Consider the following 26851-nt stretch of genomic DNA (forward strand, 5'->3'; position numbering starts at 1 on the left):
TACTCTTGACGGGTGCCATCTACCGATCTGCAGGCGTTCGCCGTCCTGCTGCGCCGGATGAACGCCGAGTTCACCCGGATCGCCCACGAGTTCGCCCGCTCACACCGGCTTCACCCCACCGACGTGCAGGCACTCGTCGAGATCCTGGACGGCAGGAAGGCCGAGGCCTTGGCGGAGGGGCGTGAGGTCTCGCCGGAACCCGAGCCGGTCACCCCCGGGCTGCTCGCCGAGCGGCTCAACCTCACCTCGGGGGCCGTCACCGCCTGCCTGGGCCGCCTGGAGCGGGCGGGCCACGTACGGCGGGAACGCGATGCGATGGACCGCCGTGTGGTCCATGTCCACTACGAGCTGAGGGGAATGGAGGTGGCCCGCGAGTTCTTCGCGCCCCTGGCCCGCGGCACCGAGAGCGCGCTGCACCGCTTCGACGGCGGCGAGCTCGAGGTGGTCGCCCGGTTCCTCGCCGCCATGAACGAGGAACTGACGGCCGTACGGGCGTCCGCGGAGGCCGAGCCTCCGGAGTGACGCCGGGTGCCGCGACCGTCACCGCCGGCGGAACTCCCGCCGCATCCGCACCTGCTGTACCGCGCGTCTCCCGGCGGGTCACGGAATTCCGTACCGTGGTGCGGGGACGTGCGGCCCTCCCCCGGCGGCGCATCAACACCGCGGCCGAGGGTATCCGCCGGGAACCCGGAAAGCAGCCGCGGGCAGGTACGTCACGGTGACGCGCGGCCGAATCGCGGACGAAAAGCAACGGCCTCGGGATGCTCAATGTCGATGCATGGTGCACTGCGCAAGCACAGGGCGGACCTGGAGAACGAGTGGGCGCGGCTGGTGCCCGGCCCCCGCACGCCGCAAAGCCTCCCCGTCGCCGGCACGGCGCTGCGTCCCGAGGTGACCGAGTCCTGGATGCGCTCGCTGGGCAGGGTGGACCCCGCCACGGACAGCGCCCCGGTGACGGACGGGGGGCGGGTGGGCCCCGGGTGGCCGGGGTCGCCGTTGCGGAACGCCGTCGGGAGGGTCGCCGGGGAACTGCGGAGCATCGCCGACGACGCCGGTTTCGTCGCCGCGGTCACCGACGAGACGGGAACCATCCAGTGGACCTGCGGTGGCCGGGTGATGCGGCGGCGGGCGGAGCGCGTGAACTTCGCCCCGGGCGGCCGGTGGGACGAAGGGGCGATGGGCACCAACGCGCTCTCGCTCGCCCTGCTCACCGGCCGCCCGAGCTCGGTGTTCTCGGCGGAGCACCTGGTCGCCGCGCTGCACGGCTGGGTCTGCTACTGCGCGCCCGTCCGCGGACCGGGCGGGCGGATCCTCGGCGTGCTGGACCTGTCGACGACCTGGGACCGGTCCCATCCGCTGGCGATGTCGACGGTGCGCAGCGTGGTGTCGACGATGGAGGCCGCGTTGCGGGAGAACGGCGGTGCGTCCCCGCAGGCCGGATTGCCGCTGCTGGTGCGGTGCCTGGGCCGGGAGGAAGTGATCAGTGACGGGAGCATGCTGCACCTGCCGCCGCGTCAACAGGAGATCCTGACGCTGCTCGCCCTGAACCCGGAGGGCCTCGGATCCGAGCAGCTTCGCTGGGCGCTCTACGGGGAGCGTCCGGTGAGCTCGTCCACCTTCAAGGCGGAGGTGTCCCATCTGCGGCGGGCCCTCGGCGGCGCCATCACACCCCGGCGCTACACCCTGACCGCTGCGGTGGACTGCGATGCCGTCGAGGTGCTGCGCGCGCTGGGCCGGGGCGACACCACCACGGCCGTCCGCCTGTACCGGGGGCCGCTGCTGCCGCGGTCGCAGGCGCCGGGAATCGCCGAGTGGCGTGAACAGTTGGCGGTCGGCGTGCGTGAGGCGGTACTGGCGAGCTCGCGTGCCGAGCACGCGCTGCGGCTGGGGGAGCACGCACCCTTCGACACGGAGATCCACGAGCACGCACTGCGGCTGCTCGGCCCCGAGGACGTGCGCCGGGCGGTGGCGGCGGGCCGGTTGAGCACCGCGTTGCACGACTGATCGCGGGTCCCCGGCCCGAGAGGTGACGGACCGAGCGGTCGCGAACTCCGACACCACGAGCAGCCCGATGCCGGGCCACTGAGCACTTCCGAAGACGTCGACCGGTGGCCTCGCGCCGGTGGACGCCGGCATCAGGACAGCACCCGGCGGCGGAAGTTGCGCAGCCCCAGCCCGAGGAAGAGGGCGCAGAACAGCACCAGCACCGGGTAGATGATCCACAGATGCATGTGGGAGATGTCGGTGAATGCCGCCCGCATGCCCTCGCTGATGTAGATCAGCGGGTTCACGAGCACCAGGGTCTGGAGCCAGTGGAATCCGCCGATGTCGACCAGGGACAGCTTGGTCCACTGGTAGTAGGTGCCACCGAGAAAGACCAGCGGAAGAATCACGAAGCCGAACATGACTCCGATGTTCCGCGGTTCGAAGGAGGTTCCGAGGAAGAGTCCGAGTGCGGTCATCGCGAGACACGACAAGGGGATCAGGGTGACCGCGGTCCACCAGTGGATCCTCAGGTCCGGGTGGACCCCGGGTGCGTGGACCACCGCGGCGATCGGCAGCACGATGACGGCCGAGATCAGCCCCTGGGCCGCGCCGGAGAGGACCCGCGCCAGGGCCACCAGCCAGATCGGGCAGGGAGCCTGCACCCGGTCCTCGATCTCCCGGGTGTAGCCGAACTCCTGGGACATCTGAATGGCGACCGACTGGATGCCCTGGAACATGATCGCGACGGCGACGACACCGGGGACCAGGACGGTGGCGAATGCGGATTCACCGCGCGCCCCGCCGGAGGAACCGATGCCCTGCCCGATCGAGGGGAAGACGTAGAGGAACACGAACACCAGCAGGAACGGCTGCATGACGGTACGGCCCACGAATTCGCCGAAGTTCTTTCTCAGCACGGTCAGGTCCCGCTGGACGAGAGCCGAGAGTGCGGCACGGCTGGAGGACATCACGGACCGCCCCGGTGGCGTGGGGCGTTGCCGCGGCGCAGGGTCCACGGGCCGGGAGGGCGTCGGGGAGCCGGAAGACATCAGTCCCTGAGCTCCTTTCCCGTGAGGCTGATGAACACGGTCTCCAGCGTGCTCTCGGTGATCGAGAGGTCGACGAGGTCGAAACCGCCCCGTTCGGCGCTGGCGACGACCTGGGGCAGGAGCCGGTCGTTCCCCTTGACCTGGAGTTCCACCCCGCCCTCGAGCAGCCGGGTGCGCACCACGTCGGGGATGTCGTGGCCGAGCCGGCTCGCCAGTTCCTCCGGCCGGCCGGAGGTGGCCACCGTGACGATGGTGTCGGCTCCCAGGCTCTGCTTGAGTTCGGTGGGAGTGCCGAGGGCGAGAATCCGGCCGTGGTCGATGATCGCCACCCGGTCGCAGAGATGGTCCGCCTCCTCCATGTTGTGCGTCGTGAGCAGGATCGTCTGCCCCTCGTGGATCAACTGGTCGAGCGTTTCCCAGAGAGCCAGCCTGCTCTGCGGGTCCAGACCGGCGGTCGGCTCGTCGAGGAAGAGGACGGTCGGACGGTGGAAGACCGCTCGTGCCAGCATCAGCCGCTGCGCCATGCCCCCGGACAGGTCGTACACGGAGGAGTCGGCCCATCGCGAGAGGCGGAACTGGCCGAGCAGTTCGTCGGCTCTCCTTCCCGACTCACGGCGGGGGAAGCCGAACAGGAGCCCGTGGAAGAAGAGGTTCTCCCGCACCGTCAGCGCCCTGTCCAGGGTGTTCTGCTGGGACACCACGGCGATGTGCTGCTTGGCCGACGTGGGTCTGTGCACCACGTCCACTCCCGCGACACGAACGGTTCCGGCGGTGGGAACCACGCGGGTGGTCAGCATTCCGACCGTCGTGGTCTTTCCCGCACCGTTGGGACCGAGCAGTCCGAAGATCTCCCCGCGGCTCACACGCAGGTCGAGGCCGTCCACCGCCAGGAAGTCGGCCTTCGGGTACCTCTTGGTCAGGCCGGACGCGACGATCGCAGCGTCGATGGCGGGGCGCGGTGAGGACCGTCCCTCGGTGACACCGCTGTCCGGCTTCATCCGCCATCCCTCGAGTCCGTGCCCCGGGCAGCCACTCGACGGGGCGGGGCCGGCCTTCACGCGACGGCGGCGGCCGGGCCCGGCCGCCTGTGACCACGGCCGGCCGGTGCCGGTGGCGGTCCTGCCACCCACCAGTCGACCACCGTGACGGCGGCTCCGCATCCCGGACGGGGCGCTCCCGGCTCCCCTGTGCGCCCGCACCGGTGCGCGGTCGCGGGGCCCGGACCGGATGCCCGTCACGGGATCCGCCCGGGCCGCCATGCACCCCGTCGGCGCGGCGGGCGGTCCCGCGCCGTGCCGAGCAGCCACCCGGCGACGGTCACCAACCTTTCGCCAACCTCGGGCTGCCACGGTGTGCGGTGCGGCGGTCGTCCGGCCGCCGCGGGACACCCCACGCATCCGAAGGAGCCGCAGCATGATGTACGCGCAGCCGGGTACCGAAGGAAGCATCGTCAGCTTCGGCCGGCGCTACGACAACTTCATCGGCGGCGACTGGGTCGCCCCGGTCGAGGGCGAGTACTTCGAGAATCCCTCGCCCGTCACGGGTGAGGTGTTCTGCGAGGTCGCCCGCTCGACCGCCGCGGACATCGAACTCGCCCTGGACGCGGCACACTCGGCCGCCGGCTCGTGGAACCGGACGTCCGCCACCGAACGCTCGGTCCTCCTCAACAGGATCGCGGACCGGATCGAGGAGAACCTCGAAATGCTGGCCGTGGCCGAGACCTGGGAGAACGGGAAGCCGGTCCGCGAAACGCTCGCGGCCGACCTTCCGCTGGCCGTCGACCACTTCCGCTACTTCGCCGGAGTGGTGCGGGCCCAGGAGGGCAGCATCGCCGAGATCGACGCGGACACGGTCGCCTACCACTTCCACGAGCCGCTGGGCGTGGTCGGCCAGATCATCCCCTGGAACTTCCCGATCCTGATGGCGACCTGGAAACTCGCTCCCGCACTGGCGGCGGGCAACTGCGTCGTGATCAAACCCGCCGAGCAGACCCCGGTCAGCCTGCTGAAGCTCATCGAACTGATCGCCGACCTGCTGCCGCCGGGTGTGGTCAACGTGGTCAACGGCTTCGGTGCGGAAGCCGGCAAGCCGCTCGCCTCCAGCCCCCGGGTGGCCAAGGTGGCGTTCACCGGTGAGACCACGACCGGCCGCCTGATCATGCAGTACGCGAGTGAGAACATCATCCCGGTCACACTGGAGCTCGGCGGGAAGAGCCCGAACATCTTCCTGCCCGACGTCACGGAGGCCGACGACGACTTCCTCGACAAGGCGGTCGAGGGCTTCGTGATGTTCGCGCTCAACCAGGGGGAGGTGTGCACCTGCCCGTCCCGGGCCCTGATCCACTCGTCGGTCTACGACGAGTTCATGAGCCGGTGCATCGCCCGGACCGAGGCGATCACCCGCGGCAACCCGCTGGACCCGGCCACCATGATCGGCGCGCAGGCCAGCAACGACCAGTACGAGAAGATCCTCTCCTACATCGACATCGGCAAGCGGGAGGGTGCGGAGATCCTCACCGGAGGCTCACCGCGCACGGTCGAGGGGCTGGAGAACGGCTTCTACATCGAGCCCACCGTCTTCCGCGGCAGCAACGACATGAGGATCTTCCAGGAGGAGATCTTCGGCCCGGTGGTCTCCGTCACCACGTTCGACTCGGTGGACGAGGCGCTGAAGATCGCCAACGACACCCTGTACGGACTGGGTGCGGGCGTCTGGACCCGGGACGGCAACACCGCCTACCGCCTCGGCCGCGAGATCAAGGCCGGACGGGTCTGGACGAACTGCTACCACGCCTATCCCGCACACGCGGCATTCGGCGGATACAAGAAGTCGGGCATCGGGCGTGAGAACCACCGGATGATGCTCGACCACTACCAGCAGACGAAGAACCTGCTGGTGAGCTACTCGGCGAAGAAGCTCGGATTCTTCTGATGGACGACCGGACCGAGCGCGTACGGCTGACGGCCGAGGCGGAGGCCCTGCTGCACCGGCTCGCATCGCGGCACGGCCCGCTGATGTTCCATCAGTCCGGCGGTTGCTGCGACGGCAGCGCGCCGATGTGTTATCCGCGGGGCGAGTTCCGGGTCGGGTCCTCGGACGTGCTCCTCGGACGGGTCGTCGGGGAGACGCCCTTCTGGATGAGCTCCGACCAGTACGGCTACTGGCGGCACACCCACCTCACCGTGGACGTGGTCAAGGGCCGGGGCAGTGGTTTCTCCCTGGAAGCCCCCGAGGGAGTGAGGTTCCTGATCCGGTCGCGGCTCCTGACCGACGAGGAGAGCGAACGGATCGCCGCCGAACCACCTTTGGCCACGGGGGCGGACCATCCCGACGGTACGGCCGGCTGACACCGGCGGGGCCGTCCCACCGGCCCTCCGGCACGGGCCCGGGCACGGGCAGTACGAGCCGTGCCCGGGCCCGCGCCGATCCGGGGTACCCGAACGGCGGTACTTCCCGGGCGCCACGGGCCGTCCCGCTTGACGATGGGCGAGATGGGCCGTCACGGCTCAGCCGAATCGTCGGAAGTGGGAAGACCATGGCTGACATGCACAGCGGCAAAGAACCCAAGGTGCCCACGTTGCTGGCCGAGCTCTCGGCGGAGTTCGCGGGCACCATGATCCTCATCCTGTTCGGCTGCGGCGTCGTGGCCCAGGTGGTGACGGGCGGTCTGCTTGTCGACGGGGCGCTGGGCGACCACGACAGCATCGCCTGGGCCTGGGGACTGGGTGTCACCCTCGGCGTGTATGTGGCGGCACGGGTCAGTGGTGCGCACATCAACCCGGCGGTCACGCTCTCCTTCGCCCTGTTCAAGGGGTTTCCCTGGCAGAAGGTCGGGCCGTACGTGCTGGCGCAGACGGCGGGCGCCTTCGTCGCCGCGCTCATCGTCCGGTGGAACTACACCGAGGTGCTGGCGGCGGCCGACCCCGGTCACACGCTGAAGACCCAGTTCGTGTTCTCCACCCTCCCCGGCAACGGTGCGCTGCCCGTCAGCGAGTGGGGCGCCTTCCGCGACCAGATCATCGGCACGGCCATCCTCGTGATGCTGATCTTCGCGGTCATCGACCTGCTCAACACCCCGCCCGGGTCGAACCTCGGACCGTTCATCATCGGCCTGATCGTGGTGGCCATCGGTATGGCCTGGGGCACGGACGCGGGCTACGCGATCAATCCCGCACGTGACTTCGGCCCCCGGCTGGCCAGTTTCATCACGGGATACGGCGACGCCTGGCGCGACCAGTACGGCAACATCTACTTCTGGGTGCCGATCGTCGGTCCCCTCATCGGCGGACCGGTGGGCGCCGCCGCGTACAAGCTCTTCATCTCCCGCTATCTCCCGGTGGCCGAACCCACGGTGGCGCGGACCCCCGAGCCGTAGTCCCCGCCGCCCGGCCGCCTGCGCACGGCACTGCTCCGGGACCCGGCGCGCCCGGGTCCCGGAGCCCCGCCTCGCGGCGGACGGCACACCCGGCCGGGCAGGCCCGGTACGGCCGTCATGGCGAGTCAACGGGCCCCGTACGACGTCTGTCTGAGAGGGAGCAGCGATGCCTGAATTCGTCGGTGCAGTGGACCAGGGCACCACCAGCACACGCTTCATGATCTTCGACCACTCCGGCAACGAAGTGGCGCGCGACCAGCTCGAGCACCGTCAGATCCTGCCGCGGGCGGGCTGGGTGGAGCACGACCCGGTGGAGATCTGGGAGCGCACCAACACCGTGATGCAGAACGCGCTGCGCAACGGCGGGCTTTCGGCCACGGACCTGGTGGCCATCGGCATCACCAACCAGCGCGAGACCACGGTCGTCTGGGACCCGCGGACGGGCCGGCCGTACCACAACGCGATCGTGTGGCAGGACACCCGCACGGACACCATCGCGTCCGCCCTCGAGCGGGACGGGCACGGTGACGTGATCCGCCGCAAGGCGGGGCTGCCCCCGGCCACGTACTTCTCCGGCGGCAAGATCAAGTGGCTGCTGGAGAACGTGGACGGCCTGCGGGAGGCAGCGGAGTCCGGGAACGCCGTCTTCGGAACCACCGACTGCTGGGTGCTGTGGAACCTCACCGGCGGGCCGGACGGCGGAATCCACGCCACCGACGTCACGAACGCCAGCCGCACGATGCTGATGGACCTCGAGAGCCTCGACTGGGACGACGAGCTCCTGGGCATCTTCGGCATCCCCCGCGCCATGCTGCCGACCATCAATCCCTCGTCCCACCCGGAGGCGTTCGGGAAGGCCAGGTCGTCGCGGCCGCTGCGGGCAGCGGTGCCCATCACCGGTGTGCTCGGCGACCAGCAGGCGGCCACCGTGGGCCAGGTGTGCTTCACCCCCGGCGAGGCCAAGAACACCTACGGCACCGGCAACTTCCTGCTGCTCAACACCGGTACGGAGCTGGTGCGTTCGAAGTCCGGTCTGCTGACGACCGTCTGCTACCGGTTCGGCGACGAGCCGGCGGTCTACGCCCTGGAGGGCTCGATCGCAGTGACCGGCGCGGCCGTGCAGTGGCTGCGCGACCAGCTGAAGATCATTGCGGCGGCGGCGGACAGCGAACGGCTGGCCGCCACGGTCGACGACAACGGCGGGTGCTACTTCGTCCCGGCCTTCTCCGGGCTGTTCGCACCGTACTGGCGCTCCGACGCCCGTGGCGCGATCGTCGGCCTCACCCGCTTCAACGACGGCGGTCACATCGCGCGGGCGACGCTGGAGTCCATCTGCTATCAGAGCCGGGACGTCGCCGAGGCCATGGAGAAGGACTCGGGCGTCCACCTGGACGTGCTCAAGGTGGACGGCGGCGTGACGGCCAACGAACTGTGCATGCAGATCCAGGCGGATGTCCTCGGCGTACCGGTCAGCCGTCCGGTCGTCGCCGAGACGACCGCGCTCGGTGCCGCCTACGCGGCCGGTCTGGCCACCGGTTTCTGGCAGAGCACCGACGAACTGCGCACCCACTGGCAGGAGTCGAAGCGCTGGGAGCCCCGGTGGAGCGAAGAGCAGCGCCGGACGGGCTATGACGGGTGGAAGAAGGCGGTGCAGCGCACGCTCGACTGGGTCAAGGTGGACTGAGAAGCGCGACCGCCGATATCCGTGCCGGTCACGGCCCTGCCGGGGCCCGTGACCGGCACGGCACTGCCGGGGCCCGTCCCGCAAGAGGCCGGGCGCCGCCGGGCCCCCGTCGCGGAGCATCCGAGGTGCCGAACTCCCCTCACCGCGCGGCGTGATCGGGTAACCTCACCGTTCCCAGTAACCGGACGGCCGAGGAGGTGGCACCCATCACCGCTGTGTCGCACAGGGTGCACTCCTCCCGGAGCCCGAGGGCCGGCCGGCCCGGCTGACGGGACGGGGCGCCCTTCGGTTTCCGGAAAGGCTCCCATGCCCGCCACCTCGTGGTCACATCCGCCCGTCGTCCCTCCCACTGTCGTCACCAGACTGCGCGCCTCCGGCTGCGTGTTCGCCGAGGACGAGGCACAGGTGCTCGTCTCCTCGGCCCGGACCCCGGCCGAGCTCGAGGCCATGCTGGAACAGCGGATCTCCGGTCTGCCCCTGGAACACGTCGTCGGCTGGGCCGAGTTCTGCGGCAGGCGGACAGCCGTGGACCCGGGGGTGTTCGTCCCCCGGCGCCGCACCGAGTGCCTCGTCCGACGGGCCGTCGCTCTGGCCCGTCCGCGGCCCGTCGTCGTGGACCTGTGCTGCGGCTCGGGCGCGCTGGGCGCAGCGTTGGCCTCCGCCCTGGAGGGCTGTGAGCTGCACGCTGCGGACATCGATCCCGCCGCGGTGCGGTGCGCCCGCCGCAACCTCGCCCCCCTGGGCGGGCACGTTCACGAGGGCGACCTGTTCGTTCCGCTGCCGGTCCGGCTGCGCGGCCGGGTCGGACTGCTGCTCGCCAACGTCCCCTACGTGCCCACCTCCGACCTCGGGCTGCTGCCACCCGAGGCCCGCCTCCACGAGGCGCGAGTGGCGCTCGACGGCGGACCGGACGGGCTCGACGTCGTGCGGCGGGTGGCCGCGGAGGCGCCGGCGTGGCTGGAGCCGGGCGGTCATCTGCTGTTCGAGGCGAGCGAGCGCCAGCTCCCCCGGGCCGTGGAGGCCGTGGCCGGCAACGGGCTGATCGCGCGCGTGACGGTGTCGGACGAACTGCACGCCACGGTGGTCGTCGCGACCCGTCCCGTCTCCGGCCGCACGGATCCGTAGCCTGCGGAGGGCGCGCGGTCAGTCGGTGTCCGCCGGCTGCTCCTCCCGGCGGAACAGCAGTTCCCTCCCGTCCGGGTCCACGTCGACATGCACCCGGTTGTGCGGCCGGAGCTCGCCGCCGAGCAGCATCCGCGAGAGCTGGTTGTCGACCTCCCGCTGGATGGTGCGCCGCAGCGGACGGGCCCCGTACTCGGGCTGATAACCGCGGTGAACGATCCAGTCCACCGCGGTCCGGGTGAAGTCGATGTCCACCTCCTGGTCGTGCAGCCGGCGACGGGTGTCGTCGAGCAGCACGTCGGTGATCATCCGCAGCTGTTCGTCCTCGAGACTGCGGAAGACGACGATCTCGTCGATCCGGTTGAGGAATTCGGGCCTGAAGTGCTCGCGGAGGGGGCGCAGGACGCGTTCGCGGCGCGCCTCCTCGTCGCTCTCGTCGCCGCCGCCGAATCCCAGCATGGCCCCGCGTCCGGTGATCGCCTCGGAGCCGAGGTTGCTGGTCATCACCACGACGGTGTTCGTGAAGTCGATGGTGCGGCCCTGGGAATCGGTGAGCCGGCCGTCGTCGAGGACCTGCAGGAGGATGTTGAACACATCGGGGTGGGCTTTCTCGACCTCGTCCAGGAGGAGCAGGGAGTACGGGTGGCGGCGCACCTTCTCGGTGAAGTGCCCGGCCTCCTCGTGCCCGACGTAGCCGGGCGGCGCCCCGATGAGCCGGCTTACGGTGTGCCGCTCCTGGAACTCGCTCATGTCGAGGCGGACCATGCGGTCCTCGCTGCCGAAGAGCGCCTCGGCGAGCGCGCGCGCCAGTTCCGTCTTGCCGACGCCGGACGGGCCGAGGAAGAGGAAGCTGCCGATCGGGCGCTTCTCGCTGGCCAGTCCGGCCCGGGAACGCAGCACGGCGTCGGCCACGGTGGTGACCGCCTCGTCCTGCCCGACGACCCGCCGGCGCAGGTGGTCCTCGAGCCCGAGGAGGCGTTCGCGTTCCTCCTGGGTGAGGCTGCTGACGGGGATGCCGGTCTGCCGGGAGACGATGTCGGCGATGTCGTCCACGGTGACCTCGTCGATGTGGTGGGCAGGCAGGGTCCGGGTGCCCTGCTGGGCCCGCTGTTCGAGGTCGCGGATGCGGTCGCGCAGCTGCATCGCCCGTTCGTACTGTTCGGCACCCACCGCTTGCGCCTTGTCGAGCGCGAGCTGTTCCAGTTCGCGCTCGAGGGTCCGGGCGTCGGCGCCGCGGGTGGAGGAGCGCAGCCGGACGCGGGCGCCGGCCTGGTCCATCAGGTCGATCGCCTTGTCGGGCAGGTAGCGGTCGGTGAGATAGCGGTCGGACAGTTCGACGGCGGCGACCAGCGACTCGTCGGTGTAGCGGACCTGGTGGTGCGCCTCGTAGCGGTCGCTCAGACCGCGCAGGATCTCCACGGCGTCCGCGGCGGACGGCTCCGGCACCATGATGGGCTGGAATCGCCGGGCGAGCGCTGCGTCCTTCTCGATGTAGCGCCGGTACTCCTCGAAGGTGCTGGCCCCGATGACGTGCAGCTCGCCCCGGGCGAGCGGCGGCTTGAGCATGTTGCCGGCGTCCATCGGGCTGCCGTCGGATCCTCCGCCCGCCCCGACGACGGTGTGCAGTTCGTCGATGAAGACGATCAGCTCGTCGGAGTGTGCGCGGATCTCGTCCAGGATTCCGTTGAGCCGCTCCTCGAAGTCGCCTCGGTAGCGGGTGCCGGAGACGACCGCGGAGAGGTCGAGCTGGATGACGCGCCGGTGGAGCAGCGTGTCCGGGACGTCGCCGTCGTCGATGCGCTGGGCCAGCCCCTCGACCACGGCTGTCTTGCCGACGCCTGCCTCGCCGACGAGGGCCGGGTTGTTCTTGCCCCGGCGGGCCAGGACCTCGATGGTCTGCTCGATCTGCTCGTCGCGGCCGATCACCGGGTCGATCCGGCCCCGGCCGGCCAGCTCCGTGAGGTCGCGGCCGTAGCGGTCCAGCTCGGGTGTGTTGCGTTCCTTGGTCTCGGCGCGCTTTTCGCCGACGCCTCCGACGTTGCCGACGGCGCCGGGTGCGGCGGCGGGCATGTTCGCGGCGCCGGCACGCGGGTCGAAATGGGCTGCGCTGAGCATCTGTCCGGCAGCGGAGTCCCGGTTGGCGGCCAGGGCGATCAGGACGTGCTCGGGCCCGATGTAAGGCGCTCCGGTGGACCGGGCTATCTCGTGGGCGTCCAGCAGCGCCCGCTTGACCGCCGGGCTGACGGCGATGGAGGTGCGCGGCGCCCCCTTCCCGACCTGTTGGTCGATCCGCTCGGCGAGGGCATCGGGGTCGGCCCCGGAGCGGGACAGCATGGCCCGGGTCGGCTCCGTCGTCAGCGCGGCGCGCAGGAGGTGTTCGGTGTCGAGGTCGGTGTTCCCGTGCTTCGCGGCGTAGGACGCCGCGGCGGACACGAGTTCCCTGGCCGACTCGCTCATCAGACGGCGGAAGTCGACGTACCGGGGGTCGGCTCGCCGTCCCTGCGAGCCCGTGCTGAGGAAGTGCGCCAGAAAGTCTCCGAGCGGGTCCTGGCCGTAGCTCTCGGGACCCGTGTCGCCGCTGTTCATAGGAATCCGTCCCGCCGGCCCGGGATGACCGGGCTGTGCTGTGTCGAACCGTGCGTGCCGCAGGGCTGGGCCTGTGACGTGCCGGTGGTGTGCCGACATCTCCAGACTGCGGCCTTTCGGCCGCTTCGGCAGTCGGAGGGGCCGGAGGCCGACCGGGCCTCGGCGTGCCGGGCAGTCCGGGGAGGCGACCGGCCCCGCCGCGGGCGCCGGGCGGCGGTGGCCACCGGCTCGCCACGCTCCCCCGGCGGCCGCATTCCGGTCTCCGCCCGGGGAGCGTTCCGGGCAGGCCCTAGGATGCGAGCGTGAGGACAGCGGGATCCGGCGATGTCGGCAGCGAGCGCGGAACCACCGGCCAGAGGCCTCCCCGGCACCTGATCGTGACGCTCTACGGACTCCACTCCCGCGCCGGCGGCGGCTGGATGTCGGTGGCCTCGCTGATCAGGCTGCTGGCGGACCTGGGCGCGGACGAGTCGGCGGTCCGTTCCGCCGTCTCCCGGCTCAAGCGCCGGGGCATTCTCGAGCCGTCCACGGTTTCCGGGGCAGCGGGCTACACGCTGTCCGACGAGGCCCAGCACATGCTGCGCCAGGGAGACCGGCGGATCTTCTCCCCGCGGCGGGCGACCCTGGACGAGGGATGGCTCCTGGTCGTGTTCTCGGTGCCGGAGTCGGTGCGCAGCAAGCGGCACATGCTGCGCACCCAGCTCACCCGCCTCGGGTTCGGGACCACGGCTCCGGGGGTCTGGATAGCCCCGGCACAGGTGCACGACGAGGCCGAGGACGTGCTCGCCCGGCTGGGTCTGCGGGAGTACGCGGACCTGTTCCGCGCCGACTACCTGTCGTCCGTGGCCGATCTGCCGGCCAAGGCACGGCAGTGGTGGGACACCGAGCGGGTGCAAACGCTCTGCTCGGACTTCCTGCTGGCGCACCGCCCCTCGGCGGCGCGCTGGGCCGGTGACGGGGGTTCCGACGCCGAGGCCTTCGTCGACCACACCGCTCTGGTGACCGACTGGCGGCGGCTGGTGTACCTCGATCCGGGCCTGCCCCGGGAACTGCTTCCGTCCAAGTGGAGCGGCAGTGAAGCCTCCGCCCTGTTCCGCGAGCTCCACGGGCGCCTGGAGGGTCCGGCCCGCCGTCACGTCAACCGGGTGCGCTCGAGCTGACGCCCGGGCGGCGGCCCCCCGTCCGCAAGGGACGGGGGACCGCCGGGACGGGCCGGGGGTGCGGGTCAGACGCCGCAGGTGGGGGCTGACCAGACCTGGCCCGAGCGCCCGTCGACGTGCACGTGGTCGTCGTGGCCGGGGTAGCCCGGACCGAAGATGCCGCCGAAGCCGTGGTTCCGGGCCTGCTTGGCGAGGGTGCACAGCGAATGCGGTCCGGCCCCGATGTCCGCCGCGTCCCCGTACAGGTGACGGCTGTTGGACGCACCGCCGACCGCGCTGTTGCAGGCCTGGGAACGGAATCCGCTGGTGATGCGCAGTGGCTCGTCGCCGAGTGCGTGACGCATGGCCTCGAGCTTCCACATGGTGCGCAGGGCGTTGGACTTGGCGGTCGCGGCGGAGACGGCACCGCCGCCCCAGGTGCTGTTGCACGTGTTGAGCTCGGCGTAGCTGAAGTGGGCGGGTGTGCAGTCGTCGTCCTGGAGCTCGTAGAGCTTCTGGAAGGTCTGCGGCCCCGCCACACCGTCCGCGGAGAGGCCGTAGGCCTGCTGGAAGCGGGTCACGGCGGCTCTGGTCGCCGGGCCGTAGGAGCCGTCGGTGGCGAGCTGTGCGCCGTAGCCGGGGTATCCGCCGACGCGGATCTGGAGCTGGGTGACGTCGGCACCCGAGGCGCCCTCGGAGAGGGTCCGGCTCCAGGTGTAGCAGCCGTCGGCGTGCGCGGGGGCGGCGGTCAGCACCGTCACTCCGGAGAAGACTGTCGCGATCATGACAAATGTGAGCAGGAATCTCAGGGCGCGTCTGTGCATGCGGACCTCCGCACGGTCGGGGAAACGGGTCAACCGAGCCTGACCGCAGCGGACTCGACCCGTCAATACCGCACCGGCCGCCCCGCATGGGAATCCGACGGCCGCGCAGACGTGCGCCGATCGGGTCCATTGCCCCCCGTTCTGCGGAACCCGGCGGTGCGTCCAGTGGTCCGGGCGGCCCTGCCGCACGATGTTGGACGCGCCGTGTGTTTTCCGTGTCCGCACACGCAGAGGAGGGGTCGAGATGCCCGACCTGTACATCGACGGCGAGTGGACCGCCGCATCGACGGGTTCCCGGCGTGACGTGATCAACCCCTTCGACGCCTCGGTGGTGGCAGCCGTCGACGAGGCCGGGGTCGCGGAGGCCGACCGTGCAGTGCGGGCGGCCCGCCGAGCCTTCGACCAAGGCGGTTGGTCGCAGGGCCCGACCCGGCGGCGCGCCGACATCCTGTACCGGGTCTCCCAGCTGCTCCTGCGCGACCGGGAGGACATCGCCCGGACGGAGACGCTGGATACGGGCAAGACACTGACCGAGGCCCGCATCGACGTCGAGGACGTCTCGAACGCCTTCCGCTACTACGCGGAGATCGCGGACAAGGACGGCGGACGGGTGCTCGACGTCGGCCCGGACGTCCTCAGCCGGGTGGTGCACCAGCCCGTCGGCGTGTGCGCACTGATCGCGCCGTGGAACTACCCGCTCCTCCAGGCGTCCTGGAAGGTCGCTCCCGCCCTCGCCGCCGGCAACACCTTCGTGCTCAAGCCCAGCGAGGTCACCCCGCTGTCCACGATCCGGATGATCAGACTGATCGAGGAGGCCGGGGCACCGCCGGGGGTGGCCAATCTCGTCCTCGGCCCCGGCTCGGTCGGTGCCGCCCTGACAGAGCACCCCGATGTGGACCTGGTGTCGTTCACCGGCGGCCTCGCCACCGGCCGAAGGATCATGCAGGCCGCGGCCGCCGGCGTGAAGAAGATCGCGCTGGAACTGGGCGGCAAGAATCCCAATGTCGTCTTCGACGACGCCGATTTCGCGGCGGCCTCGGACTACGCCCTGGACGCGGCCTTCCTGCACTCCGGCCAGGTCTGCTCGGCGGGCTCCCGCCTGATCGTCCAGTCGGGCATCCACGACCGGTTCCTGGAACGCCTGGTGGAACGTGCGAGCCGGATCCGGCTCGGCGACGGCCTCGATCCGCAGACGGAAAGCGGTCCGCTCAGCTCCGCCGGGCACCGGACGAAGGTCGAGGGATATCTGGAAACCGCGCTGGGCGAGGGGGCCCGGCTCATGACCGGCGGATCGCGTCCCGACGACCCCGCTCTCGCCCGCGGCTTCTTCCTGGAGCCGACGGTGTTCGCCGACTGCACCCGCACGATGCGCATCGTCCAGGAGGAGGTCTTCGGGCCGGTGGTGACGGTGGAACGCTTCGACACCGAGGACGAGGCCCTGGAACTCGCCAACGACACGCGCTACGGCCTCGCCGGCGGGGTATGGACCGGCGACGCGAGCCGCGCCCAGCGCTTCGCGAACCGGATGCGCCACGGAACGGTCTGGATCAACGATTTTCACCCCTACGTGCCGCAGGCCGAATGGGGCGGCTTCGGACGGTCGGGAATCGGGCGCGAACTCGGCCCGTCCGGGCTCAGGGAGTACCAGGAGGCCAAGCACATCTACCAGAACCTGGCACCGGCCCCGTCCGGCTGGTTCAAGGGCTGATCCGTGGGGCGGCGCCGCGGGCGCACTTCCCTCCCGACCGTTGGAAAGGCGGCAGCGTGAGCGACGAGAGCGGGTACGACTACGTCGTGGTGGGCGGGGGGACGGCCGGTGCGGTCCTGGCAGCCCGTCTGTCGGAGGATCCCGACTGCCGGGTGTGCGTGATCGAAGGCGGGCCCAGCGACGTCGGAGACGAGCGCATCCTGCGGCTGCGCAACTGGATCAACCTCCTGGGCTCGGAGTTCGACCTCGGCTACACGACCGTCGAGCAGCCCAGGGGGAACTCGCACATCCTGCACTCGCGAGCCCGTGTCCTCGGCGGCTGCTCCTCCCACAACACCCTGATCAGCTTCCTCCCACTGCCCGGCGACCTCGACGAATGGGTGGCCGCGGGCTGCGACGGCTGGGGCCCCGATGTGCTCCTGCCCTACCGGACCCGGCTGCAGAACACCATCGTTCCCGTGGCCGAGGCGGACCGGAACCCCATCGCCGAGGATTTCGTGACGGCCGCCGCGGACGCGCTGGGCGTGCCCGTCGTCGACGACTTCAACGCCGGTGTGTTCACCGAGGGCACCGGCTTCTTCTCCGTCGCGTACGACCCGGCGACCGGCCACCGGTCGTCGGCGTCGGTCGCCTATCTGCACCCGGTGCTCGAGCGGTCCAACCTGACGCTGCGGCTGGAGACGTGGGCCTACCGGCTGCTGTCCGGCGGGGACGGCCGGATCAACCGGGTCCGGGTCCGCAACGCGGACGGCACGACGTCCGTGATCCGGGCCGACCGGGAGGTCCTGTTGTGTGCGGGCGCCATCGACACCCCCCGGCTGCTCATGCTGTCCGGCATCGGCCCGGCCGATCAGCTGCGCGCCCTCGGCATCGAGATCACCCACGATCTGCCGGGCGTCGGCGAGAACCTCCTGGACCATCCGGAGTCGGTGATCGTCTGGGAGACCGGACGCGCGCTCCCGCCGAACTCCGCGATGGACTCCGACGCCGGCCTGTTCCTGCGCCGTGATCCGGGGGCGGAACGTCCGGACCTGATGTTCCACTTCTACCAGGTGCCGTTCACGGTCAACACCGAGCGTCTCGGCTACCCCACCCCGGAGCACGGCGTGTGCATGACCCCGAACGTGCCCAGGGCGCGGTCGGTCGGCCGGATGTGGCTGCGGAGCTCCGACCCCGAGCAGAAGCCGGCACTGGACTTCCGCTATTTCACGGACCCCGAGGGCCACGACGAGCGCACGATCGTCGACGGCCTGCGCATCGCCCGGCGGGTGGCCGCGACGGCACCGCTGAACGCGTGGCTCGTGCGCGAGGTGGCCCCAGGCCCCGAGCTGCAGTCGGACGAGGAACTGTCCGCCTACGGACGCCGGGCGGCGCACACCGTCTACCACCCGGCCGGGACGTGCCGCATGGGAGCAGCGACCGACCCGATGGCCGTGCTCGATCCCGAGCTGCGACTGCGCGGCGTCGAAGGGGTACGGGTCGTCGACGCCTCCGTCTTCCCGACCATGCCCACCGTCAATCCCATGGTGACGGTGCTGCTGGTCGCGGAACGGGCGGCGGACCTGATCACCGGGAGAACCACCACGGATGCCGGCCGGCCGGAAGGAGCACGATGACCACCGGAGGCCTCGCAGCAGGCGCCGACGGGGGGCCGGCGGACGAGCCGGAGCGCGGTTCGGAGTTCCGCAAGGAGATGGGGCCGTGGGCGAACTTCGCCCTCGGTTTCACCTACCTCTCCCCCGTCGTGAGCACCTACACCCTGTTCGGAACCGCGCTCGCCGAGGGCGGTCCGCCGATGATCTGGGCATTCGTACTCGCCGGGGCGGGGCAGTTCCTGGTGGCCCTGGTCTTCGGCGAGATCGTCGCCCAGTACCCGATCGCGGGCGGCGTCTACCCGTGGGCCCGCCGCCTGTGGGGCGTTCGCTGGGCCTGGATGACCGGCTGGGTCTACATGTGGGCCCTGCTGGTGACGATCACCAGCGTCGCGTACGGTGCCGGACCCTACATCGCAATCCTGTTCGGTTTCGATCCCACCGTGCACACCACCGTGCTGTGCACGGTGGTGCTGATCGTCGTCGGAACGCTCATCAACTATGCGGGCACCCGGGCCCTGTCGCATGCTGCGGTCATCGGGTTCAGCGCCGAACTCATCGGCGCGCTGGTGGTGGGCGTCTACCTGCTGTCGACGCACCGCTTCCACGGGCTGGGCGTCCTCTTCGACACCTACGGCACCGCCGAGGGTGGCTCCTACCTGCCGGTCTTCCTGGCGGCTGCGATCATCGGCTTTTACCAGTACTACGGCTTCGAGGCCTGCGGCGACACCGCCGAGGAGGTCGCCAAGCCGGGCCTCGTCATTCCCCGGGCGATGCGCCGCACCATCTACGTCGGCGGCGCGGCGGCCACGTTCACCTGCCTGAGCCTGCTGCTGTCCGTGGTCAGCTACGAGGACGTCATCTCGGGCAAGGACGCCAACCCTGTCGTCAACGTCCTCAACGACGCCCTCGGTACGACCGGGGCGCGGCTGGTCATGGCCGTGGTCCTGATCTCGTTCCTCTCGTGCACGATCAGCCTCCAGGCCGCGGCCGGCCGCCTCATCTACTCCTACGCGCGCGACGACATGATCGTGGGGCACCGGCTGCTCCGCCGGTTCTCCCACGCCCGCGCCGTGCCGGGCTACGCGCTGCTCGTCGCGGCGGTGATTCCGGGGCTCATCGCGTTCGGGTCACTGATCTCCGAGAAGGCCCTCATCAAGATCGTCTCGTTCGCCATCCTGGGGATCTACGCATCCTTCCAGATGGTGGTCCTGGCAGCCCTGCGCGCCCGGCTGCGCGGCTGGGTTCCCCAGGGCGAGTTCACGCTCGGGCGCTGGGGGCTGCCGGTCAACGTGGCCGCTCTCGCCTACGGCATCTTCGCCATCATCAACATCTGCTGGGCCCGCACACCCGAGGAGCCGTGGTACGACAACTACGTCGTGCTGCTCTGCGGCGGCATCGTGCTCGTGGTCGGGCTGATCTACATGTTCACCACCCACCACTACGGCCGCAGCAATGCCCCCGCAGGTGACGCGGTGCCGCAGCGGACCACTACCTGATCCGCGGCTCCTCTTCCTCCTCGTCGGGCAGCTTCACGTCGTCGATGTCGATGTTGACCTCGACGACCTCGAGGCCGGTCATCCGCTCGACCGCGGCGATCACGTTCTGCCGTACGTCGCGCGCAACGTCGATCACGGACACCCCATATGTGACGACCAGTTGCAGGTCGAGCGCTGCCTGTATCTCTCCGACCTCGGCCTTCACGCCCCGGGTGGCGGGCGTGCCGCCGCCGGGGACCCGGTCGCGTACCGCTCCCAGGCTCCGGGACATCCCGCCGCCCATCGCGTGCACGCCCATGACCTCGCGGGCAGCCATGCCCGCGATCTTGACGACCACGTTGTCGGCGATGGTGGTCCGGCCCCGCGCCGTCGTGTCGCCCCTGGCGGCACCCTGCCGGGCCCTCGTCGTTCCGGCCGGGCCGCTGTCCGCAGAGGTGCCGGTCCGGGGCCGCTGTCCTGTGTCGGTCATCGCCTTCGCCCTTCCGAGGGCCGCGTCCCCGACGGCTCGGCGCCCTGCGCCGGCCGCCCCGTGCGGCTGCACCGCGCGGGTCTCCCCGGGACCGCCCCTCCGCAGATGGTGCGTACCTCTCCATTGGAAACACGCCCGCCACTCGACCGCCACCGGTGGACGGGGCCTCGTTCGCTCACCAGTTCCGTAGAGTCGGTACACCTCAGGAGCCGTTCTCCGTGGACTGGCTCACGGAGTCGTTCCGGCCATCCCGGGCAGGTGGAGAGCATGACCATTGACCAGAATCCGGGCCTGACCGCGGACACTGCGGGCTCCGCCACCTCCACCGAGGACCGCAAGCAGCGCATAAGACGCCGCCTGGAGCGTCTGATAGGCATAGCCGCCACCGAGGGGAACAAACTGGTTCCGCTGCGCAACGGCGACCAGATCTTCGCTGCCATGCTGGACAGCGTGCGCAGTGCCCGGCACACCGTCGACATGATGACGTTCGTGTACTGGCGCGGGGACATCGCCCGCCAGTTCGCGGAGGCACTCGCGGAGCGGGCGCGGCAGGGCCTGCGGGTACGGCTGCTGCTCGACGGGTTCGGCAGCCGGCCGATCGAGCAGGAGCTGGTCGACGAGATGCGGCAGGCGGGCGTCGACGTCGCATGGTTCCGCAAGCCCGTACGCCTTTCGCCGCTCAAGCAGAACCACCGGTGCCACCGCAAGGTGCTCGTCGTCGACGAACGGGTGGCGTTCACCGGCGGCGTGGGCATCGCCGAGGAGTGGTGCGGTGACGCCCGCAACGAGAACGAGTGGCGGGACACCCACGTCGAGGTGCGCGGCCCGGCGGTGGACGGCATCGCCGCCGCGTTCGCGCAGAACTGGGCGGAGTGTCACGAGGAGCTGTTCGACGTACGCGACCGCTTCATCGAACAGCCGCCACAGGGTGACTCCGTCGTCCAGGTGGTCCGGGGTTCGGCCAGTTTCGGCTGGCAGGACATGCAGACCCTGATCCGTGTGGTCCTGGAGTCGGCCGAGGAGCGGGTCCGTCTGGCCACCGCCTACTTCGCTCCCGATGCGTACTTCGTCGAGCTGCTGTGCCGGACGGCACGGCGCGGTGTTGAGGTGGAGCTGCTGCTCCCGGGACCGCACACGGACAAGCGGGTGTGCCAGCTGGCAGGGCAGCGCTACTACGACGACCTGATCGCGTGCGGCGTGAAGATCTGGCACTACCAGCCGACGATGATGCACGCCAAGGTGATCACCGTGGACTCTGTGGCGTCGCTCATCGGTTCCACCAACTTCAACCGCCGCTCCCTCGACCACGACGAGGAGGTGATGCTCGCTGTGCTCGACGAGTCCTTCACCAGGGAACTGGACCGGCACTTCGACGAGGACGCCGAGGTCAGCGAACTCATCAACCCGGGCCGCTGGAAACGCCGTTGGGCCGCCCAGCGACTGCAGGAAATTGCGGTCGCACCGATCCGGCGCTTTCTGTGAGGTTCCTGGACGTCTGACGGCGCGGCAAACCGGTGGTTCTCGCGGGCCGTTCGGGAGAGTCTGTGACGGGCGGGCCGAACGCGATCCGCTCATCCCTCTCCCCTGGGAAGGACAGCAGCGTGAACGAGCGCGGCAGGGAAACCGGCACGGTGGCCGCGGGAGCCGAGGTCGGCATCCGCCTTGTCAAGAGCTCCGGCCGCGAGGTCCGGTACCGGGCGCGGGTCCTGGCCGACGACGGCACGCACATCGTCGTACGGGCCCCGTGGGCGGGCGAGGCGACGCGGGACTTCGGATTCGTCCGCTTCGAGGACGGCGACGTTTTCACGGAGCACTACTGGCGCGACCGCTGGTATTCCGTGAAGGAGGTGCGTGACCCGGACGGCGTGCTCAAGGGCTGGTACTGCGACGTGACCCGTCCCGTCCGGGTGACCGCCGACGGTCTCACGAGCGAGGACCTGGACCTCGACCTGTGGCTGTCGGCCGACCGTACCGAGGTGCTGCGACTGGACGAGGACGAATTCGCGGCCTCCGGCCTGCGGTCCCGGGATCCGGATGCCGCCGAGTTCGCGTGGCGGGCCCTGGCGGAGCTGGAACGCTCGGCCCGGGGGGACTTCGAGAAGGTCCTCGGGATCTGACGGCGCGTCCTCGAACCCGGCCGCTCGGCGGACACGGGGGTGCCCCGCCCGGGGCGGGCGGGGCACCGTGGGTTCGCTGTCAGCCCTTGGCCATGTTCGACTGGGCGGTGTTGGACAGCCGGCTGTACTGGACGTCCTTGCAGAACGGGACCGAGCCGGTGTTGACCACGTAGCGTGCGGTGACCCACACCGGGCGGTCGCGGAGCAGGTACCAGATGTCGTTGCCTGCGATGTTCTGCGCGCGGACCTTGCACTTGAGGCCGACCTGCGCGCGATACGGGAGGGTTCCCCGCACAGAGGAGTCGGTGCTCGGGTACTGGCGCTCGTTGACGCCGGTCTGGCTGACCACCGTGCCGTAGGGGCGCGCGGGCACAGCCTGCGCGGGGGCCGCCGCGAGAAGCGTGGCTGCGACGGCGGTGGCCGCCGTCACGGCTCCGGCCCCTGCCACGGTCCGCTTGGTCAGCACGTTGAAGGACTGGAACACAGTGAACTCCTTTTCCGGTACACCGGGTGACGGAGTGCCATATTCCTTGAGCTGTTTTCGCATAAACAGTGAGAAGGTGAACTGTTCCCTCTTATGGGTGGATAAATCACACGAAATGCACAAGATCCTGCTCGGGGACGGTCGGACGCGGGGGCCGGTTCAGGACGCCGTCTCCCGCCGATCGACAACCCTGCGGATCTTCCCCACGGACCGTTCCAGCGTCCCGGGATCGACCACGGCAACCTCCACGCCGATTCCGATGCCGTCCCTGACCTGCCGGGTGATGAGATCCGCGGCGGCCTTCCGGGCCTCTTCACCGGTTCCGGGCCGGGCCTCGACGCGGACCGTCATGTGATCGAGCCGGTTCCGACGGGTGAGGTGGAGCTGAAAGTGAGGGGCGACACCTGGGACCCTGAGCACGATTTCCTCGATCTGGCTCGGGAAGACGTTCACACCGCGCAGGATGATCATGTCGTCGCAACGGCCGGTGACCTTCTCCATCCGGCGGAAGCTCCGGGCCGTACCGGGCAGCAGCCGCGTCAGGTCTCGCGTCCGGTAACGGATGACGGGCATGGCTTCCTTGGTCAGGGAGGTGAAGACGATCTCGCCCTGCTCGCCGTCGCGCATGGTCGCGCCGGTGACGGGATCTACGATCTCGGGGTAGAAGTGGTCCTCCCAGACATGGAGGCCGTCCTTGGTCTCCACACACTCCGATGCGACGCCGGGGCCCATGACCTCCGAGAGGCCGTAGATGTCCACGGCGTGGATGTCGAAGCGCTCCTCGATCTCCCGCCGCATCTCCTCCGTCCAGGGCTCGGCTCCGAATATCCCGGCCCGGAGCGACGTGGACCGCGGGTCGACGCCCTGGCGTTCGAACTCGTCGAGGAGGGTGAGCATGTAGGAGGGTGTGATCATGATGATCTCGGGCTCGAAGTCCTGGATGATACGGACCTGCCGTGCCGTCATGCCGCCAGAGGCGGGGATGACGGTGCACCCGAGGCGTTCGGCCCCGTAGTGGGCGCCCAGGCCGCCGGTGAACAAACCGTATCCGTAGCTGACATGAACCTTGTGGCCCGGCCTTCCGCCGGCAGCCCGGATCGAGCGGGCCACCACGTCGGACCAGGTGGCGATGTCGCGTTCGGTGTAGCCGACGACGGTGGGACGGCCGGTGGTACCGCTGGAGGCGTGGATCCGCCGGACCTCGGAGGTCGGGACGGCGAACATGCCGAACGGGTACTGGGAGCGCAGGTCGGCCTTGGTCGTGAAGGGGAACTGCGCCAGGTCCCCGAGTGTCCGGCAGTCCTCGGGGCGGACCCCTGCTTCGTCGAACTTCCGCCGGTAGAACTCGACGTGCTCGTAGGCGTGCCGCAAAGTGGCACGCAGCCGGTCCAGCTGACAGGCGCGCAATTCCTCCGCGTCCATCCGCTCGCCGGCATCACGCTCCTGAGGAGGAAGCGCCTCCCCCACCCGGCGGGCCGGTCCCGCAGAAGCTCGCAGGTCGCTGGTCATCGGCTCTCCTCACTGCGGATGGTCCGGCTGCGGCCACGGAACTCGGCGATGACGTCGTCCCCGCGCAGCACGCTCACGTCGTAGATGCCGCTGCGGCCGAAGCGGGTGCGCTCCTGAGCGTCGGCGACGAGCACGTCGCCCTCGCGCGCGGGAGCCACGAAGGTGACCTCCGCCCCTGCCGCGACCGTGACCGGCCCGTGGCTGTTGCATGCGCAGGCGAACGCCGTGTCGGCGAGGAGGAAAAGGTAACCGCCGTGCGCCACGCCGTGGCCGTTGACCATGGCCGCGGTCACCGCCATCCGGGCGGACGCGAAGCCCTCCCCCACCTCGAGCAGTTCGATGCCCAGGCTCCGGGACGCGCGGTCCGCGGCGAACATCACCTCGGCCGGTCCGGGCGCCGGCTGTGTCATGCCCACTCCCTCCCACCTACCGACCGTTCGGTCCGACGTTGTCGCGGGCCAGTTAGCCATCCGGCCGGACGCACTGTCAAGGGATCCGCCGCAGCCGTCGGCCGCCCGGATCGCCCACCCGGCCCAAGCCCCTCGCGGCGCCGTCGTCACCGGGTTCCGGAGTGCTAAGGAGTCAGGTGCACGGCAGCGCCGCCGCCGGAGCACCCCAGTGCCGGGCCGCCGGGATCGCGGCAGGCCCGGCATGACGCAGAGAGCGAGGGACCATGACGCGAGTGCTGGTGACGGGAGCGACGGGAAACGTGGGGCGGCACGTCGTCGCCGGACTCGGGGCCAGAGGCGTGCCCGTACGGGCCTTCAGCCGGGACGCCGGCCGCGCCGCGCAGATCCTGGGGCCCGGGACCGATATTGCGACGGGCGACTTCGCCGACCCGCACTCGCTGCGCCGCGCTCTCGACGGCGCCGACCGGATGTTCCTGTGCTGCCCCAACGACGTCCGTCAGGTGGAGTACGGCACCCATGCCGTCGAGGCGGCTGCCGCCGCCGGTGTCGGCCACCTGGTCATGCTCTCCACAGTGGGCGCCGAACCGGGCGCCGAGTCGGTGTTCGCCGACCAGCACGGCCGGATCGAGCAGCACGTGCGGACCGAGGAGATCGACCACGTGATCCTCCGGTCCGGCTTCCTCATGTCGAACATCCTCGGCTCGCTCAGGGCCGTCCGCGAGACCGGCCGCTTCTTCCTGCCCGGCGGCTCCGCCCGGGTGGCGGCAGTCGACCCGCGGGACGTCGGCGCCTGTGCTGCCGCACTGCTCGCCGGGCCCGGCCGAGGCATCCGGTCGTACGTGGTGACCGGACCGGAGGCCCTGACGTTCGAGGCGTTCGCCCGGGAACTGTCCGCCGGCACGGGACGGACGATCGAGTTCACCGACGTCACCGATGACGACGCCGTCGAGGGACTGGTCAGAGCCGGTCGTTCCCGGTGGCTCGCGGAAGGGATCGTGGGCATGTTCGAGGCACTCAGGGAGGGCGTCAACAGCCGCACCACCGACACGGTGCAGCAGCTGACGGGACAGGAGCCCCGCAGCGCCGTCGACTTCGCGCGCGACATCCTGAAACCGCTTCTCACCTCCTGAATCCACCCGGACTCCAGGTGTCCCGGGCGGAGCCAGCAGGATCAGATGTCGACGCCGTGGATGCGGAGGTAGGCCAGTGGGTCGATGTCCGAGCCGTACTCCGGCCCGGTACGCACCTCGAAGTGCAGATGGGGGCCGGTGCTGTTGCCCGTCGAGCCCGACCGCCCGATCCGCTGACCGCCGTTGACCGACTGACCGGCGCGCACCGACAGCGCCGACAGGTGCCCGTACTGGCTGTACTTGCCGTCCGGGTGCCGGATGACGACCTGATAGCCGTAGGCCCCGCCCCAGCCCGCGGTGACGACCCGGCCGCGCGCCATCGCCTTCACCGCGGTACCGGTGGCGACCGGGAAGTCCACGCCGGTGTGGTGACCGCTGGACCAGCTTCCGCCGGACGAGCGGTAGGGCGTGCTGGGGGCGAAACCGGGCACCGGGGCGGCGATGTCCGCGGACGGGGCGCGGTCCGCGCGGGGGACGCCGCCGCGCTTTTTGTGCTCGCCGTTCTTCCGCTCGGCGTCAGGGGCTTCCTGCCCGGCGGAGTGCTTGTCTGCAGAATCCGGCTGCTGCACGGGGTCCGGCTCCGGCTTCGGCCGGGTCCGCGCGGGCGTCGCGCCGGCCGGAACGCCGGAGGTGCGGCGGTCCCGGTCCTCGTCACGGAGCACCAGGCGCTGGCCGGGGAGGATCAGATCGGGATCACGGCCGATGGTCCGGCGGTTGCCGGCGTACAGGTCCCTCCACCCGCCGGCGACATGCTCGGACTCGGCGATCCCGGAGAGCGTGTCACCGCTGACAACCCGGTAGGACGTCGGCCTGGATATGCTCGTCGCGGACCCGCGGTCGCCCTCTTCGTTCCCTCCCTGCGCGCCCCTGCGCTCTCCGGTTGTTTCCACCCCGGCGTCCCGGACCTCCTTCGCACCGTCGGGACACGCGGTCCGCACCTCGGGCGGCGCGCACCCCTCCGGCCTGCTCCAGGGCTCCCGGTCCGCAGCGGTCGCGCCGGCGGCGGCCAGCAGCGGAAGGGCGGCGCCCGCGCCGCCCGCGGTGACGGCGAGTGAGGCGCGGGACAACCGGCTGGGCGGCCGGCGTCGGTGACGTCCCGGATCGGACATGGGCAATCCCTCCCCTGGCACCTGACGATGGCGCGGTTGCCGTGCGCGGGGGAATTACG

Annotated in this window: 23 protein-coding genes; 14 read left to right on the forward strand and 9 right to left on the reverse strand. The window is 70.5% G+C overall.

Annotated elements, in window-relative coordinates:
- Nucleotides 1-57 precede the first annotated feature (57 nt).
- Both M1E25_RS16625 and M1E25_RS16630 read left to right on the forward strand, forming a co-directional pair.
- Nucleotides 58-522, forward strand: coding sequence for a MarR family winged helix-turn-helix transcriptional regulator (locus M1E25_RS16625; protein ID WP_251416310.1), 465 nt, complete (start codon nucleotides 58-60; stop codon nucleotides 520-522).
- A 246-nt stretch (nucleotides 523-768) separates the two neighbouring features.
- On the forward strand, nucleotides 769-2004 hold the full coding sequence (locus M1E25_RS16630) for a helix-turn-helix domain-containing protein (RefSeq protein WP_251416223.1): 1236 nt from the start codon (nucleotides 769-771) through the stop codon (nucleotides 2002-2004).
- A gap of 131 nt (nucleotides 2005-2135) precedes the next feature.
- Here M1E25_RS16630 and M1E25_RS16635 read toward each other — a convergent pair whose 3' ends face one another.
- Together M1E25_RS16635 and M1E25_RS16640 are read right to left on the reverse strand one after the other, a co-directional pair.
- Nucleotides 2136-2954 carry an ABC transporter permease gene (locus M1E25_RS16635; protein ID WP_251416225.1) on the reverse strand — a complete coding sequence of 273 codons (819 nt, stop codon included), beginning with the start codon at nucleotides 2952-2954 and terminating at the stop codon, nucleotides 2136-2138.
- 80 nt (nucleotides 2955-3034) lie between these two features.
- Complete coding sequence (locus M1E25_RS16640) at nucleotides 3035-4033, reverse strand: ATP-binding cassette domain-containing protein (RefSeq protein WP_251416227.1); 999 nt, start codon at nucleotides 4031-4033, stop codon at nucleotides 3035-3037.
- Between the two features lie 415 nt (nucleotides 4034-4448).
- On the opposite strand from M1E25_RS16640, the gene adh reads away from it, so the two are divergent.
- From adh to M1E25_RS16665, 5 genes are all read left to right on the forward strand, one after another.
- Nucleotides 4449-5966: an aldehyde dehydrogenase gene (gene adh / locus M1E25_RS16645; RefSeq protein WP_251416229.1), complete on the forward strand. Its 1518-nt coding sequence runs from the start codon at nucleotides 4449-4451 to the stop codon at nucleotides 5964-5966.
- Nucleotides 5966-6382 (forward strand): DUF779 domain-containing protein, encoded by a 417-nt coding sequence (locus M1E25_RS16650; protein WP_251416231.1) that lies wholly within the window; start codon nucleotides 5966-5968, stop codon nucleotides 6380-6382. The genes adh and M1E25_RS16650 overlap by 1 nt, the downstream gene beginning before the upstream one ends.
- 197 nt (nucleotides 6383-6579) lie before the next feature.
- Nucleotides 6580-7410 (forward strand): MIP/aquaporin family protein, encoded by an 831-nt coding sequence (locus M1E25_RS16655; RefSeq protein WP_251416233.1) that lies wholly within the window; start codon nucleotides 6580-6582, stop codon nucleotides 7408-7410.
- Nucleotides 7411-7576: 166 nt separating this feature from the next.
- Nucleotides 7577-9094 (forward strand): glycerol kinase GlpK, encoded by a 1518-nt coding sequence (gene glpK / locus M1E25_RS16660; protein WP_251416234.1) that lies wholly within the window; start codon nucleotides 7577-7579, stop codon nucleotides 9092-9094.
- 306 nt (nucleotides 9095-9400) lie between these two features.
- Nucleotides 9401-10219 (forward strand): putative protein N(5)-glutamine methyltransferase, encoded by an 819-nt coding sequence (locus M1E25_RS16665; RefSeq protein ID WP_251416236.1) that lies wholly within the window; start codon nucleotides 9401-9403, stop codon nucleotides 10217-10219.
- 18 nt (nucleotides 10220-10237) lie between these two features.
- On the opposite strand, the gene M1E25_RS16670 is transcribed toward M1E25_RS16665, so the two are convergent.
- The gene (locus M1E25_RS16670; RefSeq protein ID WP_251416239.1) at nucleotides 10238-12802 is read right to left on the reverse strand and encodes an ATP-dependent Clp protease ATP-binding subunit; all 2565 of its coding nucleotides are present in this window, start codon (nucleotides 12800-12802) and stop codon (nucleotides 10238-10240) included.
- A 302-nt stretch (nucleotides 12803-13104) separates the two neighbouring features.
- Between M1E25_RS16670 and M1E25_RS16675 the strand changes: the two genes are divergently transcribed.
- On the forward strand, nucleotides 13105-13962 hold the full coding sequence (locus M1E25_RS16675; protein ID WP_251416241.1) for a PaaX family transcriptional regulator: 858 nt from the start codon (nucleotides 13105-13107) through the stop codon (nucleotides 13960-13962).
- Between the two features lie 65 nt (nucleotides 13963-14027).
- Here the strand turns inward: M1E25_RS16675 and M1E25_RS16680 are convergent, their stop codons facing one another.
- Nucleotides 14028-14765, reverse strand: coding sequence for a D-Ala-D-Ala carboxypeptidase family metallohydrolase (locus tag M1E25_RS16680; RefSeq protein WP_251416243.1), 738 nt, complete (start codon nucleotides 14763-14765; stop codon nucleotides 14028-14030).
- Nucleotides 14766-15009: 244 nt separating this feature from the next.
- Here M1E25_RS16680 and M1E25_RS16685 point away from each other — a divergent pair, with 244 nt between their 5' ends.
- Genes M1E25_RS16685 through M1E25_RS16695 form a run of 3 tightly spaced genes read left to right on the forward strand, consistent with a single transcriptional unit; the run spans nucleotide 15010 to nucleotide 19564 of the window.
- Complete coding sequence (locus M1E25_RS16685) at nucleotides 15010-16473, forward strand: aldehyde dehydrogenase family protein (RefSeq protein WP_251416245.1); 1464 nt, start codon at nucleotides 15010-15012, stop codon at nucleotides 16471-16473.
- A gap of 56 nt (nucleotides 16474-16529) precedes the next feature.
- On the forward strand, nucleotides 16530-18089 hold the full coding sequence (locus M1E25_RS16690) for a GMC family oxidoreductase (protein ID WP_251416247.1): 1560 nt from the start codon (nucleotides 16530-16532) through the stop codon (nucleotides 18087-18089).
- The gene (locus M1E25_RS16695; RefSeq protein WP_251416249.1) at nucleotides 18086-19564 is read left to right on the forward strand and encodes an APC family permease; all 1479 of its coding nucleotides are present in this window, start codon (nucleotides 18086-18088) and stop codon (nucleotides 19562-19564) included. Before M1E25_RS16690 ends, M1E25_RS16695 begins: the two co-directional genes overlap by 4 nt.
- Here the strand turns inward: M1E25_RS16695 and M1E25_RS16700 are convergent.
- Nucleotides 19557-20033: an Asp23/Gls24 family envelope stress response protein gene (locus tag M1E25_RS16700; RefSeq protein WP_251416251.1), complete on the reverse strand. Its 477-nt coding sequence runs from the start codon at nucleotides 20031-20033 to the stop codon at nucleotides 19557-19559. The genes M1E25_RS16695 and M1E25_RS16700 overlap by 8 nt on opposite strands.
- A gap of 267 nt (nucleotides 20034-20300) precedes the next feature.
- Here M1E25_RS16700 and M1E25_RS16705 point away from each other — a divergent pair, with 267 nt between their 5' ends.
- The gene (locus M1E25_RS16705; RefSeq protein WP_251416253.1) at nucleotides 20301-21515 is read left to right on the forward strand and encodes a phospholipase D-like domain-containing protein; all 1215 of its coding nucleotides are present in this window, start codon (nucleotides 20301-20303) and stop codon (nucleotides 21513-21515) included.
- A 119-nt stretch (nucleotides 21516-21634) separates the two neighbouring features.
- Nucleotides 21635-22150, forward strand: coding sequence for a ribonuclease FAU-1 family protein (locus M1E25_RS16710; RefSeq protein WP_251416255.1), 516 nt, complete (start codon nucleotides 21635-21637; stop codon nucleotides 22148-22150).
- 79 nt (nucleotides 22151-22229) lie between these two features.
- On the opposite strand, the gene M1E25_RS16715 is transcribed toward M1E25_RS16710, so the two are convergent.
- The 3 genes from M1E25_RS16715 to paaI form a co-directional block, all read right to left on the reverse strand.
- On the reverse strand, nucleotides 22230-22634 hold the full coding sequence (locus M1E25_RS16715) for an SH3 domain-containing protein (RefSeq protein ID WP_251416258.1): 405 nt from the start codon (nucleotides 22632-22634) through the stop codon (nucleotides 22230-22232).
- 159 nt (nucleotides 22635-22793) lie between these two features.
- On the reverse strand, nucleotides 22794-24143 hold the full coding sequence (gene paaK, locus M1E25_RS16720; protein WP_251416260.1) for a phenylacetate--CoA ligase PaaK: 1350 nt from the start codon (nucleotides 24141-24143) through the stop codon (nucleotides 22794-22796).
- Entirely contained in the window at nucleotides 24140-24553 is a 414-nt protein-coding gene (paaI, locus tag M1E25_RS16725) for a hydroxyphenylacetyl-CoA thioesterase PaaI (protein ID WP_251416262.1), read from the reverse strand. Before paaI ends, paaK begins: the two co-directional genes overlap by 4 nt.
- Nucleotides 24554-24816: 263 nt before the next feature.
- Between paaI and M1E25_RS16730 the strand changes: the two genes are divergently transcribed.
- Nucleotides 24817-25683, forward strand: coding sequence for an NmrA family NAD(P)-binding protein (locus M1E25_RS16730; protein ID WP_251416264.1), 867 nt, complete (start codon nucleotides 24817-24819; stop codon nucleotides 25681-25683).
- A 41-nt stretch (nucleotides 25684-25724) separates the two neighbouring features.
- Here M1E25_RS16730 and M1E25_RS16735 read toward each other — a convergent pair whose 3' ends face one another.
- Nucleotides 25725-26792: a M23 family metallopeptidase gene (locus M1E25_RS16735; RefSeq protein WP_251416266.1), complete on the reverse strand. Its 1068-nt coding sequence runs from the start codon at nucleotides 26790-26792 to the stop codon at nucleotides 25725-25727.
- Nucleotides 26793-26851: the final 59 nt, after the last annotated feature.

Source organism: Streptomyces meridianus, from assembly GCF_023703325.1.
GTDB classification, from domain to species: Bacteria; Actinomycetota; Actinomycetes; order Streptomycetales; family Streptomycetaceae; genus Streptomyces; species Streptomyces meridianus.

Bases quoted from the DNA above. Each gene is read 5' to 3' on its own strand.
- M1E25_RS16655 (WP_251416233.1), top strand. From the start codon at position 6,580: ATGCACAGCGGCAAAGAACCCAAGGTGCCCACGTTGCTGGCCGAGCTC.
- paaK (WP_251416260.1), bottom strand. From the start codon at position 24,143: ATGACCAGCGACCTGCGAGCTTCTGCGGGACCGGCCCGCCGGGTGGGG.
- M1E25_RS16630 (WP_251416223.1), top strand. From the start codon at position 769: ATGTCGATGCATGGTGCACTGCGCAAGCACAGGGCGGACCTGGAGAAC.
- M1E25_RS16640 (WP_251416227.1), bottom strand. From the start codon at position 4,033: ATGAAGCCGGACAGCGGTGTCACCGAGGGACGGTCCTCACCGCGCCCC.
- M1E25_RS16665 (WP_251416236.1), top strand. From the start codon at position 9,401: ATGCCCGCCACCTCGTGGTCACATCCGCCCGTCGTCCCTCCCACTGTC.
- M1E25_RS16670 (WP_251416239.1), bottom strand. From the start codon at position 12,802: ATGAACAGCGGCGACACGGGTCCCGAGAGCTACGGCCAGGACCCGCTC.
- M1E25_RS16625 (WP_251416310.1), top strand. From the start codon at position 58: ATGAACGCCGAGTTCACCCGGATCGCCCACGAGTTCGCCCGCTCACAC.
- M1E25_RS16730 (WP_251416264.1), top strand. From the start codon at position 24,817: ATGACGCGAGTGCTGGTGACGGGAGCGACGGGAAACGTGGGGCGGCAC.
- M1E25_RS16700 (WP_251416251.1), bottom strand. From the start codon at position 20,033: ATGACCGACACAGGACAGCGGCCCCGGACCGGCACCTCTGCGGACAGC.
- M1E25_RS16685 (WP_251416245.1), top strand. From the start codon at position 15,010: ATGCCCGACCTGTACATCGACGGCGAGTGGACCGCCGCATCGACGGGT.
- M1E25_RS16735 (WP_251416266.1), bottom strand. From the start codon at position 26,792: ATGTCCGATCCGGGACGTCACCGACGCCGGCCGCCCAGCCGGTTGTCC.
- M1E25_RS16695 (WP_251416249.1), top strand. From the start codon at position 18,086: ATGACCACCGGAGGCCTCGCAGCAGGCGCCGACGGGGGGCCGGCGGAC.
- M1E25_RS16680 (WP_251416243.1), bottom strand. From the start codon at position 14,765: ATGCACAGACGCGCCCTGAGATTCCTGCTCACATTTGTCATGATCGCG.
- glpK (WP_251416234.1), top strand. From the start codon at position 7,577: ATGCCTGAATTCGTCGGTGCAGTGGACCAGGGCACCACCAGCACACGC.
- adh (WP_251416229.1), top strand. From the start codon at position 4,449: ATGATGTACGCGCAGCCGGGTACCGAAGGAAGCATCGTCAGCTTCGGC.
- M1E25_RS16635 (WP_251416225.1), bottom strand. From the start codon at position 2,954: ATGTCCTCCAGCCGTGCCGCACTCTCGGCTCTCGTCCAGCGGGACCTG.
- M1E25_RS16650 (WP_251416231.1), top strand. From the start codon at position 5,966: ATGGACGACCGGACCGAGCGCGTACGGCTGACGGCCGAGGCGGAGGCC.
- paaI (WP_251416262.1), bottom strand. From the start codon at position 24,553: ATGACACAGCCGGCGCCCGGACCGGCCGAGGTGATGTTCGCCGCGGAC.
- M1E25_RS16705 (WP_251416253.1), top strand. From the start codon at position 20,301: ATGACCATTGACCAGAATCCGGGCCTGACCGCGGACACTGCGGGCTCC.